Here is a 17,994-nt window from a genome sequence, read left to right on the forward strand (position 1 = left end):
CCCGATTTCAAACTTGTGTAATTTCGATAAAATTTGACGCCACATTGTATCGAATTAACCGCAGGGCAACCACGATCGCGTCCGATGGGGGATAAGCCGGCGAACCTTGGTTATGGTCGCCGTCAGGATCGACTCGAGGTATGTGCTCTTGACTTCCAACCCCCGCTCCCTTCGCCGGGCAGCCCGCCTTTCCGTCCTCTGCATTGCGAGCGGAGCGCTGCTCGCCGCCTGCAGCGGAGGCGGCTTCGTAGGCACCGGAGCGACCGTCAAGCGGGCCGCCTTCACCTCGTCCGAATATGGCGTCGCGGTCTCCCCCCGCGTCACCACCAACCCCAACCCGCCACGCGGCGGCGGGCGCTATCAGGTCGGAAATGCCTATACGGTGCGGGGGGTTACCTACACTCCTGCACACCAACCCGACTATAGCGCCACCGGCACCGCGTCCTGGTACGGCTCGGATTTCCACGGCCGCAAGACGGCCAATGGCGAGATCTTCTCGGCCAACGCAATCACCGGCGCCCACCCCACGCTGCCGCTGCCGTCCTATGTCCGGGTCACCAATCTCGACAATGGCCGCGCCGTCACCGTCCGCATCAACGACCGCGGCCCCTACGTCGCGGGCCGGATCATCGACCTCTCGCACCGGTCCGCCGAGCTCCTCGGCTATGTCAACAAGGGCTCGACCAACGTCCACGTCGCCTATGTCGGCCCCGCGCCGCTCGAGGGCGACGACACCCGCATGCTCCTCGCCAGCGTCTCCGGTCCCCCGCTCCCGCAGCAGGGAAACACCCGCGTAGCCTCGAGCGGAGGAGGGCGCCCGACCTCCCTCGTGGGCATGGCGAGCGACTTCATCGGCGGCATGTTCGGCTATGCCGACCCTGCCGAAGGCGCCCGCGCCATCAGCGCCGCACACGCGGCGGCCGAAGCCATGGCCACGCGACCGAACGCCCTCGACGCCTGGGCTGAGACCATCGACGAAGATGCCCGCGCCATCCGGCTCAGCCTCGGCGCCTTTGCCAATCGCGACAATGCCGATAGGCTGGCTACCGAGTTCGCACTGCTCGGCGCGGTCGAAGAAACGGAGATCGAGATCGGCGGCCGGCGCGCAACGCAGCTGACGCTGACCCGACTCAAGCCCGGCGTCGGTCGCACCGATGTGATCGCGCTGGCCGACAGGCTGGGTCTCACGGGCCTCTCCTTGCGCTAGACTGCAGCCGGGCGGGCAACCTGGTGAATTCTATGGGTGGGAGAATGGACATGCTCAACCGCATCAGAAGGATAGGCGCAGTCCTTGCCGTCCTGGGTCTGGCGTCGTTCGGCGGAACTGCCGGCGCACAGGACTTCTCCACCACCGCCGAGTTCGCCGCGCTGATGGACTTCGAGTCGGGCACGATGCTCTATCAGAAGAATGCCGACGAGCGTCTCGAGCCGGCCAGCATGGCCAAGCTGATGACGATCGCCGTCGTCTTCGACGAGATCCGGCGCGGCCGGCTCACCATGGATGACGAGTTCTTCATCTCCGAACATGCCTGGCGCACCGGCGGCGCTGCATCGGGGGGCTCCACCATGTTCGCCGAGCTCAATTCCCGCGTCCGGGTCGAGGACCTGCTGCGATCGGTCATCATCCAGTCGGGCAATGACGCCTCCATCGCGCTCGCCGAAGGCATTGCAGGAACTGAAGAAACCTTCGCGCTCGTAATGAACCAGACCGCCCAGCGGATCGGGCTCGAGAACTCCCACTTCACCAATGCCGCCGGGCTTCCCGACCCCGACATGTATTCGACGGCCCGCGATCTGGCCGATCTCGGACGCTATCTGATCCGGGAATATCCCGAGCACTATCACATGTTCTCGGAGCAGGAATTCACCTGGAACAACATCCGCCAGCAGAACCGAAACTCGCTGGTCGAGATGGGGATCGGCGTGGACGGCCTGAAGACTGGACACACCAATGCTGCCGGCTATGGCATCGTCGCCTCGACCACGGCGGGCGGACGTCGGCTGATCGCGGTCGTGCACGGCCTCGACAGCATGCGCGAGCGCGCCGAAGAGGGGCGTAAGCTCATCACCTGGGGCACGCGCGGGTTCGAGCTGCTGCCGATCTATCCCGAAGGCGCCGTGGTCGGGCACGCCGACGTCTATGGCGGTGCCGAGCCCAGCGTTCCGCTGGTCGGCAATGGCAAGATCGACCTTTTCATTCCCCGCGGCGCACAGAACTGCCCGCAGGCGAGCATCGTCTATCGCGGGCCCCTCCGGCCCCCGGTGGCCGAGGGAACGCAAGTTGCCGAACTGCACGTGATGTGCAATGGGGTGCTGGTGCAGCAGACGCCACTCTTTGCCGGCCGCGATGTCGGCGAGGGCGATCTCATGCGCAAGGCAACGGACGCCCTGAAGCACCTGGCCATTGGCTGGCTCTGAGCCCAGGGGCGACATAATCGGGATAGATCAATCCATGCTGGATGTGCCTTTGCCGCGCCCAGCCCGCTTCGTCACTTTTGAAGGCGGCGAGGGGGTCGGCAAGTCCACCCAGGTCAAGCGCCTGCTCGCGACGCTGCGCCGCCTCTCGGTTGACGCGGTTGCGACGCGCGAACCGGGCGGCACCCCCAAGGCCGAGGCGATCCGCTCCTACATCCTGCAGGGGCGCAGCGAGAGCTGGGGTGCCGGAGCCGAGGCCGTGCTCTTTGCGGCTGCCCGCCATGACCACGTCAAGGAGCTGATCGCCCCGAGCCTCGCATCGGGGAAATGGGTGATCTCGGACCGCTTCCATGATTCCACCCGCGCCTATCAGGGACTGACCGGCGGGGTAGACGAGAAGCTGATCACGGGCCTCGAGGTGCTCGCGCTCGACGGGCACGCCCCGGATCTCACCATAGTGCTCGACATGGACCCCGAGGAAGCGTTCGACCGCGTCAGCCGCCGGGAACTGGAGGGCGCCCTGGTCGAAACCGGCGACCGGTTCGAGAAGGAAGACCTTGAATGGCATAGCCGGCTCCGCGAGGCGTTCCTTGAAATCGCGCGCAACAATCCCGAGCGGTGCGTGGTCATTCCCGCGGCCCAGACCCCGGATGCGCTGGAGATCCGCATCTGGTCGGTCCTGACCAAACGCTTCCCCGAGCTGCTTGCCGGGCGCGGATCGTGAGCGGGACGGACGAACGGCGCGAACCGGACCAGCTCGACGGCGTCCCACTGCCCGAACACCAGCCGCATCTTTTCGGTCACGCCGGGCCACTTGCGGCGATCCGCGAGCAGATCACGGCAGGCCGACTGCCCGGAGCAATCCTGCTGCATGGACCACAGGGCATCGGCAAGGCGACCCTGGCCTTCCGCATTGCCCGCGACATCCTCACCGCGACTGGGGATGAGGACGCCCACCGCGTCGACGAGCAGGTGATTGCGGACGCACATCCCAACCTGTTCGTGCTGCGCAAACAGCTCAAGGACGCACGCAGCTTCTATACCGTGATCCGCGTCGACGAGATTCGCGATCTGCGCGAGCGCATGCGGCGGACGCGGGGGCGCGCGGGCCACCGCATCGCCATCATCGACAGCATAGACGACTGTAATCCGAGCGCTGCCAACGCGCTGCTGAAGACCCTCGAAGAGCCGCCCGCCGATACGGTCTTCCTGCTCGTCTCGCACCGCCCGGGCACGTTGCTGCCAACCATCCGCTCTCGCTGCCATGTCGTCGCGCTGCGGCCGTTGCCCGATGAGGACGTCCGGGCAGTGCTGAGCGCGAACGGAGGAGCGTCGGATAGTGCCCAGATCGGCGAGGCGGTGAAACTCGCTTCCGGCCGACCACGCCGCGGGTTCGAGGCGCTGATGCTGGGCGGCGAGGGGGTTCTGCCCGTTCTATCCGGATGGCTCGACAACCCGCTCATGACGCCGGCCGCCCATATGGCAATTGCCGACGCCATCGCAGCCGACAAGGCCGGGGCGGAAGCGGGGTTTGCCCGAGAACTCATTCTGGCTGCCCTCGCTCGCGAGGCGCGCGAGGCGGCGATCGCCGGCCCGGCTCAGCGCAGCCGGCTTGCCTCCGCAAACGAGCTATGGGACAAGGCGCACGCCCTGTTTGCCGAGGCGGATAGCCTCAACCTCGATGCCCGGCAGACCCTGACTGCGGTTCTCGACGCGATCCGCAGCCATGCCGAGCTTCACGCGCCCCCGATCGAGCGACCATGACCGACAAGCAAGACCGCGAACCCTTCTACGTCACCACTGCTATCTCCTATCCCAATGGCGACCCGCATATCGGGCATGCCTATGAGATGATCGCCACCGATGCGATCGCGCGTTGGAAGCGACTCGAGGGCCGGGACGTCTTTTTCCTCACGGGCACTGACGAGCACGGCATCAAGATGGTGCAGACCGCCCAGGCCCAGGGCATCACCGTGCAGGAGCTCGCAGAAAGAAACGCCGCACGGTTCAAGGCGTTGGCGGGTGCGCTCGACATTTCCAACGACGACTTCATTCGCACGACCGAAGAGCGGCATCACAGGTCCGCTCAGGATCTGTGGCGCAAAATGCTCGCCAATGGCGACATCTATCAGTCGAGCTATGAAGGCTGGTATTCGGTGCGCGACGAAGCTTATTTCGACGAGAGCGAGCTTTCCGAGGACGGCGAGGGGCGAAAGTTTGCCCCTTCCGGCGCGCCGGTCGAGTGGGTGGTGGAGCCATCATACTTCTTCCGCCTATCGGCCTATCAGGACCGGTTGCTGAAGCATTACGAGGACAACCCCGACTTCATCGCACCGCGCGAGCGCCGCAATGAAGTGATGTCCTTCGTCAAATCCGGGCTGCAGGACCTTTCGATTTCCCGCACCACCTTCGACTGGGGCATCCCCGTGCCCGACGCTCCGGGGCACGTGATGTATGTCTGGGTGGACGCCCTGACCAACTACATCACCGGCGTCGGATATCCCGATACCGAAAGCGAAAGCTTCAGGCGCTACTGGCCGGCAGACCTGCACGTCATCGGCAAGGACATCGTGCGCTTCCACACCGTCTACTGGCCGGCATTCCTGATGAGCGCAGGCCTTGCGGTGCAGCACCGCGTCTTCGCCCATGGCTTCCTGACGGTCGAGGGCAAGAAGATGAGCAAATCGCTCGGCAACGTCATCGATCCGTTCGCCCTGATCGAGGAGTTCGGCATCGACCCCGTCCGGTTCTACTGCCTGCGCGAGGTCAGCTTCGGGCAGGATGGTGATTTCGGCCGCGACAAATTCATCAATCGCAACAATGCCGATCTCGCCAATGACCTCGGTAACCTGGCGCAGCGTTCGCTTTCGATGATCGGCAAGAACTGCGCCGGCGTCGTGCCGAAACCTGGTGCCTATAGCGAAGCCGACCAGGCTTTGCTCACCCTCGCCGATACCGCGATTACCCGCGCGAGCGAGGCGATGGACCGGCAGCTCGTGCACGAGGCAGTCGCCGCACTCTGGGAGGTGGTCGGAGAAGCAAACCGCTACTTCGCGAGCCAGGAACCCTGGGCCTTGAAGAAAACCGATTTCGAGCGGATGGGCACGGTGCTCTACGTTACCGCCGAAACCATCAGGCGTGTCACGATCCCCGCATTGGCGTTCATCCCCGGATCGGCAGGCAAGATCCTCGACTTCCTCGCGGTTTCCGATGCCGACCGGCTGATGTCCGATGCCGATGACGCGGGTGCATTGAAGCCCGGCACGGTGTTGCTGACGCCAGAGCCCGTCTTCCAGCGCTTCGAGCGCGACAAGGCTGGCGCCTGATGCTGGTCGACAGCCACTGCCATCTCGATTTCGAAGCCCTGTCGGCCGATCTACCGGCGGTGCTGGCGCGCGCCGAGACCGCCGGCGTCGGCGCGATGGTGACCATATGCACGCGGGTCAAGAAATTCGACACGATCACCGCGATCGCCGACGCCTACAGCCAGGTCTGGTGCTCGGTGGGCACTCACCCGCACAATGCCGATGAGGAACTGGATATTGCCGCGCAGGACCTGATCGCGCTCTCCGAGCATCGCAAATGCGTTGCGATCGGGGAGGCGGGCCTCGACTATTTCTACGACAACGCCCCGCGCGAGGCACAGGCAGAAGGGTTGCGGCGCCACATCGTCGCCGCCCGGGAAACCGGCCTGCCGCTGGTCATCCACAGCCGTGCGGCAGACGATGACATGGTCCGGATCCTTCAGCAGTCAGCGGAGGAGGGGGCCTTCCCCTTCGTATTGCACTGCTTCACCGCAGGGCCGGAACTCGCGCGGGTCGGCCTCGAGCTGGGTGGCTATATTTCCTTCTCGGGCATCATCACCTTCAAGAATGCCGAGGAGATCCGCGCGATCGCCCGTGAAGTGCCTGGCGACCGGATACTCGTCGAAACCGACGCTCCATATCTGGCGCCGATCCCGCATCGTGGGGAGGCGAACGAGCCGGCTTACACGCGACACGCTGCCGAGAAACTGGCAGAGATCCGCGGCGTATCCTTCGGCCAACTGGCCGACCAGACGACCGCGAACTTCGCGCGTCTGTTCTCCAAGACCGGAATGGCATGATGCCTGCTGCCCAGAGGATCATCGCGACAATCCTGGGCTGCGGATCCTCCGGCGGCGTCCCGCGCATCGGCAATATCTGGGGCGCCTGCGACCCAAACGAGCCGCGCAACAGGCGGCGACGCTGTTCGCTGCTGCTCGAAGGGTTTACCGAGGGCATTACGGCGCCCACACGCGTCCTCATCGATACAGGCTGCGACCTTCGCGAGCAGCTTCTCGAGGCCGAAGTGGACCGGCTCGACGCCGTTCTCTACACCCACGAGCACGCCGACCACACTCATGGCATCGATGACCTCCGGGTCCTGGCGCTCAACAACCGGCGCCGGGTGAACGTCTACTTCACCCAGGAAGCCGCCGCCCGGATCGTGCCGTCCTTCGCTTATTGCTTCACCGCGCCGGCCGGCAGTGACTATCCGCCCATCCTCAACCAGCACATCATCGAGCCTGGCGATACGCTCGAGGTCGATGGTCCGGGCGGAACGATCACCGTGCGCGCCTTCGACCAGATCCACGGCAACATCAATTCGCTGGGCTTTCGCGTTGGCGGCTTCGCATATTCCTGCGACCTCTCAGCCTTGCCGCCACAGGCGCTGCCAAGCGTGAGCAATCTCGACATCTGGGTTCTAGACGCCTTGCGGCCGACGCCGCATCCGAGCCATCTGAGCCTGCCGGAATCGCTCAGGCTCATCGAGCAGCTTGCGCCTCGCCAGGCGGTGCTGACCAACCTGCACATCGATCTCGATTACACTGAGCTGCTGGCGACGACCCCGCCAAACGTCCAGCCGGCATTCGACGGCATGAAGATCGACGTCACCGCCGGTAGGGTCCTCGACTGAGACAAGCGGCAGCGCGGGAATTTATCCACGCCTCCCGTATCCAAGCCATAATCGGCAATCGCAGCGCTGGAGCGCTGAAAACGCAGCAAAATCAACAAATCGATCTACCCAAAAGTTCCATAATATCTCTTATGCGAAAACCGGGTCGGTGACGTTGTCCCAGTACGACTGGCCTTTGCTGGCCTCTCGATCAGCTGATGCCGTCCCCTTTTCGTGAACCTGCATCGAGCCCTCAGCCCGGCCACCACTGCGTCGTCGACCAATGCGAGCCCCCTTATCTTCCGCTACGGTGCGTCATCGATTCCTGCAGGAGCCTCAGATGCAGCCTTCACGCGAGCTCTCACGACTGGTCGAGATCATGGCTGCGCTACGCGATCGCGAGACCGGCTGCCCGTGGGACCTGGAACAGGATTTCGCATCGATCCGGCACTATACGATCGAAGAAGCCTATGAGGTTGCCGACGCGATCGAGCGAGAGGATTTTGACGACCTTCGCGAGGAACTCGGTGATTTGATCCTGCAGCCGATCTACCACGCGCAAATGGCCGCCGAGCGCGGGCTCTTCGATATTGGCGACGTGATCGAGGCGATCACGCGTAAGCTGATCCGGCGTCACCCGCACGTCTTCGGAGACGTCGCGGCCGCAGATGCTGGCGGCGCCAAGGCCCGCTGGGAAGACATCAAGGCCGATGAGCGTGCTCAGAAAGCTGCGCGGAAGACTGTCGAGGCGACGTCTTCTGTCCTGGACGATGTCCCGCTGCCTCTGCCGGCCCTGGCCCGCGCCGAGAAGCTGGCAAAGCGTGCGGCGCGGGTCGGCTTCGACTGGCCCGATGGCGCCTCGGTGCTGGACAAGGTCGAAGAAGAGCTCGAAGAAGTTCGGGGCGCCATGGCGGATGGCGACAAGCCGGCCATGCATGAGGAGATCGGCGATCTACTGTTTTCGGTTGCCAACCTGGCGCGCCATCTGGGTGTTGATGCCGAAGGCGCATTGCGCGATGCCAACCGCAAGTTCACCCGACGGTTTCACCATGTGGAAGAGCGCTGCCGCGAGGATGGTGTGGCCCTCGACGAGGCCGGCCTCGCTCAACTGGAGGCTTACTGGACGGAAATACGCCGCGCCGATAAGCAGCGCTGAACTCAGGCAGGCATGATCCTGCCGGCATAGCGGCTTGCAAAGGCTGCACTATGTCGAGGCTCGACCCGCACTTCGAATGTGACGCCCTCCGGGTCACTCTCGTCGCGGGAAATGATCTCGGCGTGGTTGTAGAGCCATCCGACCTCTGCACCGTCGCTGTGCGGCAGATAAAGCTTGTAGCGCCGGCTTTGCTCTGCGAGCGCGGTTTCAACGGCAAGCTTGAGGTCGTCCAGCCCCTCGCCCGTTACTGCCGAGACGGGCACTGTGGCAACCACCCTCCCCGCCGGATGCACGCCTTCGAGCAGCACCTCGCGATCTTCCGCCGGGATCAAATCGATCTTGTTCCAGACCTCGATGATCGCTGCACTGTCGGCGGTGACACCCAGATCGCCCAAGACCTTCAGGACATCCTCGGCCTGCGCATTGTGGTCGGGATTGGCGACGTCCCGCACATGCAGGACGACGTCGGCATCCACGACCTCTTCGAGCGTTGCCCGGAACGCCGCGACGAGGTCCGTCGGCAGATCGGCGACGAACCCCACCGTGTCCGAGAGCATCACTTCTCGCCCATGCGGCAGCGCAATCTTGCGCACGGTGGTGTCCAGCGTCGCAAACAGCAGATCCTTGGCGAACACCTCCGAGCCGGTCAGTGCGTTGAACAGGCTGGACTTCCCCGCATTGGTGTACCCGACCAGCGCGACCACCTGGAACGGCACGTCATCGCGCCTGCCCTTCTGCTGGGAGCGCGTGCGCCGCACCTTCTCGATGCGTTCTTCGAGAAGCGCGATACGCTCCTGCAATTGGCGCCTGTCGCTCTCGATCTGCGTCTCGCCTGGCCCACCGAGGAAGCCGAAGCCACCGCGCTGGCGCTCAAGGTGGGTCCAGGAGCGCACGAGCCGGCTCTTCTGGTAGTTGAGATGGGCGAGCTCGACCTGGAGCACGCCCTCACGCGTTGCCGCGCGCTCGCCGAAAATCTCGAGAATGAGCGCGGTACGGTCGAGCACCTTGGCGCCGGTCTCGCGCTCGAGGTTGCGCTGCTGGATCGGCGTAAGCGCTGCATCCACGAGCAGGAGCTCGATGTCGTCAGCCTTCACCCGGTCGGCCAGGCTCTTGACCACGCCGCCTCCGAGGAGCGTCGACGGCTTGACCTCACGTACGCGAACGACTTCTGAAAAGCGCACGTCGAGGCGGATGGCCTCGGCAAGCCCTTCGAATTCGGCCTGACGCGCTTCGATGCTGTGACGAGAAAACCGCCCGCGGATGTCGGGCACGATCAGCCCAGCGCGGGTCGGCGCGATCGTCTGGTCCACGAAAGGCTGTAGACCAAGTTCCTCTTCTTCGAATTCGCCCATCAATTATGGCGCCCTGCCCCGCTCAACGCGTGACGGGCGCGCTCTCCTGTTCTGCATCTGCCGCGACCCGAAGGCGCGGCACTGCAGAGTTAATCACTGTCGGCAGCGTTGTGTTCCGGGTCGAACAGCTGGATGGGTGCGCCGGGCATGATGGTCGAGATCGCATGCTTGTAGACGAGCTGCGATTGAGCATCGCGCCGCAGCAGCAGGCAGAAATTGTCGAACCAAGTGATGACGCCCTGAAGCTTGACCCCATTGACCAGAAAGATGGTGACCGGGACCTTCTGCTTGCGCACGTGGTTCAGGAACGCGTCCTGAAGATTTTGCGTCTTTTCGCCGGGCATTTTTGGCCTCTTTTTCGGCGGCAGTGTGTCTTCAACGATCCTTCGGATCGCCAATTTGTCCACCCCGGAGATACCGCCCCGTCCCCCGGGAGGTGTCACTCCCTTGAGGAGCGACATCAAGAGTATGGCATGTTTGCAAAACGCTGCCTACCCGGCGCAAATGCATGGGCCGGTTGATGCTTTGGCCGGCCTCAGAGCCCGAGAGACTTGATCTTGCGATGGAGCGCGCTGCGTTCCATCCCCACGAACTCGGCGGTCTTGGAGATGTTGCCGCCAAAGCGCTCGATCTGCGCAAGCAGGTATTGACGCTCGAAAACTTCGCGAGCGTCACGCAGCGGCAAACTCATCAGATGCGCCGAAGCGTCCGTATCCCCAACTGTCGGAAGCACCTCGCCGATGTCCGAAGGCAGCATTGCAGCGGTAATGACCCCGTTCTCGGGCGCCTGGTCCTTCAGGAGGATGAGGAGGCGCTCAAGCGAGTTGCGGAGTTGACGGGCATTGCCCGGCCACTCCTGGGCCTGAAGAACAGCGACGGCATCCTCCCCGATGCTGAGCCGCGCCAGATTGTGCATTCGGCACACCTGCTCAATGAACACCTTGACCAGCGCCGGCACATCCTCGCGGCGCTCTCGGAGCGGCGTGAGCTGTATCGGGACTATCGAGAGACGATGAAAGAGGTCGGAACGGAACTGGGCTTCCTCGATCTGCTGCGCGACGTTCTGCGAGCTCGAGGAGATGATCCGGACGTCGATCGGCACCGCAACCGCTCCGCCGACGCGGTTGAACTTGTTCTCGACCAGCGTACGCAGCAGCGAGGCCTGGGCCGCGGCAGGCAGCGTTGTGATCTCGGAAAGATAGAGCGTACCCCCATGCGCGCGTTCGAGAGCCCCGACTTCCGTCCGCAAGGTCCCGGTCTTTTCGCGCGTCTCTCTTCCGAACAGCACCACCTGCACTTCGTCGGCCGAATAGAGCGAGCAGTTGATTTCCACGAATGGAGAATCGGCGCGCGGGCTGCGTTGATGGATCAGGCGGGCGCAGAGCCCCTTCCCCGTTCCCGAGGCACCCGAGATGAAAATGCGGGAATTGGTGGGCGCGGATTTTTCGATAAGGGACCTGATCTGGTGGAGCGCCGGGGACGTCCCGACCATCTCCACCGTCTTGCCGGTGGAGCGTTCTCGCAGATCCGCGACTTCAGACTTGAGCCGCGTTGCCTCCATGGCCCGCTGCGTGATGAGCAGGAGGCGGTCGATCTTGAATGGCTTTTCGATGTAGTCATAGGCCCCGCGCCGGATCGCCGAGACGGCCGTTTCCACGTTGCCGTGCCCCGAGATCATCACGACGGGCATCTCCGGATGGTGCGCCTGCAGAACGTCGAGCAGCTGCAATCCATCGAGACGACTGCCCTGCATCCAGATATCGAGAAAGACGAGGCTGGGGCGCCTGCGCGCGATTTCGTTCAGCGCCGAATCCGCGTCATGGGCCTGCCGGGTCTCATAGCCCTCGTCTTCCAGAATGCCCGCGATGAGGTCGCGGATATCGTCCTCGTCATCGATGATGAGAATGTCGAGCGCCATTATTTGTTTGCGACCGCTGGCAAGAGCGGCTCCTCTTGTTGTTGGGGCCCGAACGTGCCGTCCGCCGTCCGCGGATCGGCTGCCTCCTCGGCCTGCCGTTCAGGCATGTGCGCCATCAGGGTAAAGGTGAAGCAGGCGCCGACGCGGCCATGCGGATCTGGATCGGCGTCGACCAGTTCCACCGTGCCGCCATGCTGCTCGATGATCTTGGCGACGATGGCTAGGCCGAGCCCAGTGCCCTTTTCGCGGGTGGTCATATAGGGCTCCAGCAGGCGCTGGCGGTTGTCCTTCGGCCAGCCCTTGCCATTGTCGCAGATCGAGACGCGCACGAAATCCCCCTCGCGCTGGGCACTGGCGATAATCCGTGGCGCCTCGATCTGGTCGAGCCCGACGCCTTCGATGGCCTCAACCGCGTTCTTGATGAGATTGGTCAGGCACTGTGAGATCAGACGGTGATCGAAGACGGCTTCCAGAGTTTCGTCTGGCAGATCGATGGCAATCTCGATCTCGGGCAGGCGAACGCTTTCGAGGAACACGGCCTGGCGGACGGTGTCCGAGAGGTCTCCCCGCTCGAGCGTGGCCTCGGGCATACGCGCGAAGGATGAGAATTCATCCACCATCCGCCCGATGTCTCCGACCTGCCGCACGATGGTGTTGATGCATTTGTCGAAGACCTCGAAATCGTCCGAGAGCTTCGAAGCATATCGGCGGCGCAGGCGCTCGGCGGACAGCTGAATGGGTGTCAGCGGATTCTTGATCTCGTGGGCAATGCGGCGGGCGACATCGGCCCAGGCGCCGGTGCGCTGCGCCGAAAGCAGGTCGGTAATGTCATCCAGCGTGACGACATAGCCCTTGGATTCCGTCATCGTCCCTTCGCGCGTCAGCTGCACCTGATAGGTGCGATAGTCAGGACCGGAGCCGATCTCGATCTGGTCGCGGATCTGCCCGCGCCGCGAGGACTTGGCCCGCTCGATGATGGGGGCAAGCGCAGGCACCATTTCATCGATGCCGCGGCCAATCAGGGTGATCTCGTCTACCCCGAACATTTCGCTGGCGCGTGCATTGACCAGCGTGATCGCGCCAAACGCGTCGAGCCCCACGATGCCTGCCGAGACGCCCTCCACCACGGCTTCGGTAAACTGCCGACGTTTTTCATTGGTTTCGTTAGCGCGAACAAGAGCTTCACGCTGGTTCTTCAGCTGCTGCGTCATGCGGTTGAAGCGGTTGCTGAGATCCCGAAGATCGCCCCTGCCCTCCTGAACCGGGACCTGAACATCGAGATCACCGCGGCTGACGCGGTTGGAGGCGACCATGAGGTTCCGGATCGGATCGACGAAGCGGTTGGCCAGCGCAATGCCGATCCAGAGCGCAGCAAGTAGCAGCACCAGCGCCAGGCCGAAATACATGATCGTGAACGTGATCTGGAACACAAGGCGGTTGGACGCATACTCGCGATACTCGGTTATGTTCTCGTCCGTCAGGCGCATGAATTCGAGCACCTCGGGGTCGACGGGACGGGCGACGAACAGGAAGGTATCCTCGTAATTGCGCAGCTTGACGACGGAGCCGACGAGATTGGTCCGTCCCGGGGCGATGAGCGTCGGCACGCCCTCCTCGACACCCTCGGTCAGGCCATCCGGCACCTGTGGAGGCGTGCCCTGCGCATTGATTTGCGCGCGCATCAGCGTGTCCCCGTCCCCCGAGATAAGGGAGGTGAAGGGTAGAGACCGCGTGATGGCGAGCGCAGTGAGGATGCGCTCGAAGCGGCTGCGATCGCTCTCGAATGTCCCCCGCGCCTGCTCGAGTTCGCTTGCCACCCAGATGATATCGTCGCGCAGAACCTGCGCGTGCTCGAGCATGTAGGAGCGCGCAACGAGCCGCGAACTTTCAACGATCGTGCGCGTCCGGTCCGAAAACCATTGGTCGAGACCCTGGTTCAGCGAGATGATCGCCACCACCGCGACGATGACGGCGGGGACGGAAGCTGCGAACGCAAACATCCCCACCATGCGCAATTGGAGGCCGGAGCCGGCTTGATTGCGCATGCGCGCCTGGATGAGGAGCACCGCCTCGGTCAGGACGAGCGCAACCACCATCATGACGAGGATGCCGTTGAGCACCCACATCACTGTCCAGACCTCGGGCGCCGGATCGATCTCGGTCGTGCCCGTCATGACGAGGAACGAGACCGACGAGACGAGCACCGAGGCGAGGACGACGATCAGCCCGAGAAAGCGGAAACCCCTGCGATTGCCAAAGAAGGCGGGCGCGCGCGGGGGCGCATCGGCCCCGCTATCGATGGGCGAGCGCATCGCTTCTGGTGCCAGGGTTGCCTCGCTCATGTCCACACTTGCTGCTGGGAGTGGCCGTCCAGCTATCGAAACATCATGGCATCATAGTGTGGCCGACTTGTCGCAACCCTTCAAGACAAATGTTGCCAAAATGTGACACTTGGCGACTGGGAGGCGCTTCCCTTGCTGCCAGCCTCAGCCCTGCCGACGGCTCTGCTTCACGATTTCGATCGCATGCGCCCTGATCTTCTTGCGCAGCGTGTTGCGGTTCAGGCCGAGCAGGTCTGCAGCCTTGATCTGGTTGCCACCGCACGCGTTGAGGGCCATGGCGATCAGCGGCGCCTCCACCCGGTCGAGCACGCGCTGGTAGAGCCCGGCCGGCGGAAGGTTCGGCTCATGCTCCCGCAGCAATTGCGATACATGCGCCTCCACCGCCGTCGAAACATCGACATGCCCCGAGGCACTAACCACGGGCTGCCGGTCTGCGAGGTTGAGCTCGCTTTCGACGATCTCGAGCGAGATCGATTCGTCGGCATAAAGTGCGGAAAGCCGGCGTACGAGGTTTTCGAGCTCCCTCACGTTCCCCGGCCAGGAATAGTTCTGCATCAGCCGGATGGCTTCTGGCGAGATCGTCTTCACCGGCTCGCCCTCGCGCTGGGCGGCCCGCAGGAAGTGCATGACCAGATCGCCGATATCGTCCGAACGCTCGCGCAGCGGCGGCAGGCGGATGGGCACTACGTTGAGGCGATAATACAGATCCTCGCGGAAGAGCCCCTGCCGGATCATCTGGCTCAGATCGCGGTGCGTCGCCGCGACAATGCGCACGTTCGATTTGATCGGCGTGCGCCCACCGACCATGGTGTACTCACCCTCCTGCAGCACGCGCAGGAGGCGCGTTTGGGCGTCCATCGGCATGTCGCCGATTTCGTCCAGGAAGAGCGTTCCGCCCTCGGCCTGTTCGAAGCGGCCGGAGGACCGGGCCGTGGCGCCGGTGAAGGCGCCCTTCTCGTGCCCGAAAAGCTCTGCTTCGATCAGGTCGCGCGGGATCGCGGCCATGTTGATGGCGACGAAAGGCCCGTTGCGGCGCTTTCCAAAATCATGGAGCGCTCGCGCCACCAGTTCCTTGCCGGTCCCGCTTTCCCCCGTGATCATGACCGTCAAATCGGTCTGCATGAGCCGCGCCAGGGCGCGGTAGATGTCCTGCATCGCCGCCGAACGGCCGACGAGCGGCATGTGCTCGCCCGGCTCCTCGGCCCGTCGCTCCGCGGGCGTCGGCTTCTTGGCATCAGCGAGCGCCCGCGCCACCACCGAGAGGACCTCGGTGATGTCGAAGGGTTTGGGCAGGTACTCATAGGCACCCACCTCATTTGCGCGGATGGCCGTCATGAAGGTGTTCTGAGCGCTCATCACGATCATCGGCAGATCGGGACGCAGCTTCTTGATCTTCGGCATCACGTCGAAGGCATTGCCATCGGGCATGGCGACATCGGTGATGAGGATGTCGCCTTCCCCGCGCGAAACCCAGTTCCACATGGTCGAGATGTTGCCGGTGGGCCGCACCTCATATCCTGCCCGCGTCAGTGCCTGATTGAGCACCATGCGGATCGCCGCATCGTCGTCAGCAAGAAGGACGGTATGTCCGCTCATAGAGATTCAGCCTCTTTTGAAACAGGCAGCGACCCTCCGCTCGCCACCGGCAGGAGGATGCGGAAACGCGTCCTCCCCGGTCGGCTGTCGCTGTCGATTACCCCCCCATGGTCGCCGATGATTTTGGCGACCAGCGCCAGACCCAGTCCCGACCCGTTCGCCTTGGTGGTGACGAAGGGATCGAAGAGGATGGGCAGCAGGTCCGGCGGAACCCCCGGCCCGTTGTCCTCTATGATGATTTCGAGCGGCAGCGAGATGCGTTCGGAGACGCCCGTGACGCTGATGCGGATGCCCGGCCTGAAGGCTGTGTAGAACCGTATTTCGGGCTTCTGCGTCCGCTCGAGTGCCTCGGCGGCATTCTTGACGAGGTTGAGAAAGACCTGGATCAACTGATCCCTGTTGCCGAGCACGGGCGGCAGGGACGGGTCATACTCCTCGGAAAAGCTGATGTTGCGCGCCACTCCGCTCCGCGCGAGAAGCTTCACCCGGTCGAGCACGACATGGATGTTGATCGGCTCTCGCTCCATAGGCCGCTCGTCCCCGAAGACCTCCACCTTGTCGATGAGGTCGACGATCCTGTCGGTCTCCTCACGGATCAGCCTTGCTAGCGGCAACTCTTCGCTCGTGACGCTCTGTTCCAGCAATTGGGCCGCACCGCGAATCCCCGACAGCGGGTTCTTGATTTCGTGGGCGAGCATGGACGCCAGCCCTGTGACCGAGCGCGCCGCACCCCGGCTGACGAGTTGCCGGTCGATCTTGTCGGCCATGGTCCGCTCCTGGAAGAGCAGCGCCACGCGGTCTCCGGCCTCAGGCATCGGACTTGCGAAAACGTCGACGATCCGCTCATCACCGAACCGGGAGGAGCCTACACGCACGCGGTACTCCGTCATTGGTGCGCGCCGCTCTATGACGGACTCGAGCAGCGACAGAATCGGCGAGCCGAAAGCAATGAGATCGTCGAGCCGCTGGCGCGTCAGGACCGAGAGAGACGCTCCAAAAAACGCTTCTGCAGCATAGTTGACGAAGGCGATGGTATGATCTTCCTCGCAGACGATCACCGGCTGCGGCAGCGCCTGCAGCACCGCGGTCGACAGCTCGGGGAGGATGGTCTTGGTCATGCGGCGTCCTTCCAGCCGGCGCCGTAGATCGCGCCAATCATCTGCATCACTTGTGCGGGATCCTCCGAGCCCAGCAGCGTCTTGCGCTTCTCCCGGTCGATCTGGATTTCATTTCCCTCGAGGTACCAGTCGAGGTGCTTGCGGGCGACACGTACGCCGACCTCTTGGCCGTATTCGACGAGCATCCGCTCGTACTGCCCGGCAATGAGCTCGGCCAGCTCCGCTCCTTGCGGTGCCGCCTGAACCGGCGCGCCATTGAGCGCAGCCCCGATCTGGCCCACCAACCAGGGCCGCCCCTGCGCGCCGCGCCCGATCATCACCGCCGCAGCACCTGAAAGCTTGAGTGCCTCGCGGGCCTTGGAGATGTCGGTGATGTCGCCATTGACGACCACCGGCACATCGACCGCATCAACCACAGGCCGCACGAGCGCCCAACGCGCAGTGCCCTTATAGAACTGCTGCCGGGTCCGTCCGTGAACGGTGATCATCTGCACGCCGGCATCGACCGCCCGGCGCGCGATATCCGCCGCATTGAGGCTGTCGTCGTCCCATCCGAGACGCATCTTCACGGTCACCGGAAGTGCGGTCGCCTTCACCACCGCCTCGATCAGAGCGAGCGCCTGGTCCGGGACGCGCATGAGGGCCGAGCCCGCATAGCCGTTCGTGACCCGCTTCGAGGGGCACCCCAGATTGATATCGATGATGTCCGCGCCGGCGTCAGCGGCAATCTCGGCTCCGCGGACCAGCCACTGCGCTTCGCACCCGGCTAGCTGCACGACATGCGGGAGCTGGCCGGACTTTCCGAGCTTGCGCACCATATCGGCATGCCCGGTGCCGAGCGCCGCGCTGGCTATCATTTCGGACACGACCAGACCCGCCCCATAATGCTCGGCGAGCTGACGCATGGGGGCATCGGTAATCCCGGCCATTGGGGCGAGGAGAGCGCGATTGGCTAGCGTGTGCCGTCCAATGCTCAAGGCGCAGGCAGTGTCGGTCAACGTATGCACCGGAATTGTTCAGAGCGCGCAGAATGCCCGCACAATAGTCAAAATCATGCCAGACGCAACCGGACAAACCGCCGCTGATCGGGAATCTGGGAGCGGGCAGCTTGCCGTGGTCGGGCCCCGCGGATAGACCGTCAGAGGCTTCAGTGCAGCAGAAAAACGACATCAGGATGAAG

Annotated in this window: 15 protein-coding genes; 8 read left to right on the plus strand and 7 right to left on the minus strand. The window is 63.8% G+C overall.

Annotation, left to right across the window (positions count from 1 at the left end; translation table 11 throughout):
- Nucleotides 1-148 precede the first annotated feature (148 nt).
- From EMQ25_RS06965 to mazG, 8 genes are all read left to right on the plus strand, one after another.
- A complete protein-coding gene (locus EMQ25_RS06965) occupies nucleotides 149-1,207 on the plus strand; it encodes a septal ring lytic transglycosylase RlpA family protein (RefSeq protein WP_244606506.1) in 1,059 nt (352 codons plus the stop codon).
- 50 nt (nucleotides 1,208-1,257) lie between these two features.
- Entirely contained in the window at nucleotides 1,258-2,418 is a 1,161-nt protein-coding gene (locus tag EMQ25_RS06970; protein ID WP_127187829.1) for a D-alanyl-D-alanine carboxypeptidase family protein, read from the plus strand.
- Nucleotides 2,419-2,467: 49 nt separating this feature from the next.
- Entirely contained in the window at nucleotides 2,468-3,139 is a 672-nt protein-coding gene (gene tmk, locus EMQ25_RS06975) for a dTMP kinase (protein ID WP_244606507.1), read from the plus strand.
- A complete protein-coding gene (locus EMQ25_RS06980; RefSeq protein ID WP_158625989.1) occupies nucleotides 3,136-4,179 on the plus strand; it encodes an AAA family ATPase in 1,044 nt (347 codons plus the stop codon). Before tmk ends, EMQ25_RS06980 begins: the two co-directional genes overlap by 4 nt.
- On the plus strand, nucleotides 4,176-5,741 hold the full coding sequence (metG, locus tag EMQ25_RS06985) for a methionine--tRNA ligase (RefSeq protein WP_127187832.1): 1,566 nt from the start codon (nucleotides 4,176-4,178) through the stop codon (nucleotides 5,739-5,741). The genes EMQ25_RS06980 and metG overlap by 4 nt, the downstream gene beginning before the upstream one ends.
- Nucleotides 5,741-6,520, plus strand: coding sequence for a TatD family hydrolase (locus tag EMQ25_RS06990; protein WP_127187833.1), 780 nt, complete (start codon nucleotides 5,741-5,743; stop codon nucleotides 6,518-6,520). The genes metG and EMQ25_RS06990 overlap by 1 nt, the downstream gene beginning before the upstream one ends.
- Nucleotides 6,517-7,353, plus strand: a complete 837-nt coding sequence (locus tag EMQ25_RS06995) for an MBL fold metallo-hydrolase (RefSeq protein ID WP_244606508.1) — start codon at nucleotides 6,517-6,519, stop codon at nucleotides 7,351-7,353. Before EMQ25_RS06990 ends, EMQ25_RS06995 begins: the two co-directional genes overlap by 4 nt.
- 319 nt (nucleotides 7,354-7,672) lie before the next feature.
- Nucleotides 7,673-8,488: a nucleoside triphosphate pyrophosphohydrolase gene (gene mazG, locus EMQ25_RS07000; RefSeq protein ID WP_127187834.1), complete on the plus strand. Its 816-nt coding sequence runs from the start codon at nucleotides 7,673-7,675 to the stop codon at nucleotides 8,486-8,488.
- Nucleotides 8,489-8,490: 2 nt separating this feature from the next.
- Here the strand turns inward: mazG and hflX are convergent, their stop codons facing one another.
- From hflX to dusB, 7 genes are all read right to left on the minus strand, one after another.
- Nucleotides 8,491-9,840 (minus strand): GTPase HflX, encoded by a 1,350-nt coding sequence (gene hflX / locus EMQ25_RS07005; RefSeq protein ID WP_127187835.1) that lies wholly within the window; start codon nucleotides 9,838-9,840, stop codon nucleotides 8,491-8,493.
- 89 nt (nucleotides 9,841-9,929) lie between these two features.
- Nucleotides 9,930-10,184, minus strand: coding sequence for an RNA chaperone Hfq (gene hfq, locus EMQ25_RS07010; protein WP_127187836.1), 255 nt, complete (start codon nucleotides 10,182-10,184; stop codon nucleotides 9,930-9,932).
- 191 nt (nucleotides 10,185-10,375) lie between these two features.
- Nucleotides 10,376-11,758 (minus strand): nitrogen assimilation response regulator NtrX, encoded by a 1,383-nt coding sequence (gene ntrX, locus EMQ25_RS07015; protein ID WP_127187837.1) that lies wholly within the window; start codon nucleotides 11,756-11,758, stop codon nucleotides 10,376-10,378.
- Nucleotides 11,758-14,100, minus strand: coding sequence for a sensor histidine kinase NtrY-like (locus tag EMQ25_RS07020; RefSeq protein ID WP_127187838.1), 2,343 nt, complete (start codon nucleotides 14,098-14,100; stop codon nucleotides 11,758-11,760). The genes ntrX and EMQ25_RS07020 overlap by 1 nt, the downstream gene beginning before the upstream one ends.
- Nucleotides 14,101-14,244: 144 nt before the next feature.
- Complete coding sequence (gene ntrC, locus EMQ25_RS07025; RefSeq protein ID WP_127187839.1) at nucleotides 14,245-15,696, minus strand: nitrogen regulation protein NR(I); 1,452 nt, start codon at nucleotides 15,694-15,696, stop codon at nucleotides 14,245-14,247.
- Nucleotides 15,693-16,814, minus strand: a complete 1,122-nt coding sequence (locus EMQ25_RS07030) for a two-component system sensor histidine kinase NtrB (protein WP_127187840.1) — start codon at nucleotides 16,812-16,814, stop codon at nucleotides 15,693-15,695. Before EMQ25_RS07030 ends, ntrC begins: the two co-directional genes overlap by 4 nt.
- Nucleotides 16,811-17,743, minus strand: a complete 933-nt coding sequence (gene dusB / locus EMQ25_RS07035) for a tRNA dihydrouridine synthase DusB (protein ID WP_127188156.1) — start codon at nucleotides 17,741-17,743, stop codon at nucleotides 16,811-16,813. Before dusB ends, EMQ25_RS07030 begins: the two co-directional genes overlap by 4 nt.
- Nucleotides 17,744-17,994 lie beyond the last annotated feature (251 nt).

The sequence above is a fragment of the Arsenicitalea aurantiaca genome, assembly GCF_003994485.1.
In the GTDB taxonomy this organism is placed as follows: Bacteria; Pseudomonadota; Alphaproteobacteria; order Rhizobiales; family Devosiaceae; genus Arsenicitalea; species Arsenicitalea aurantiaca.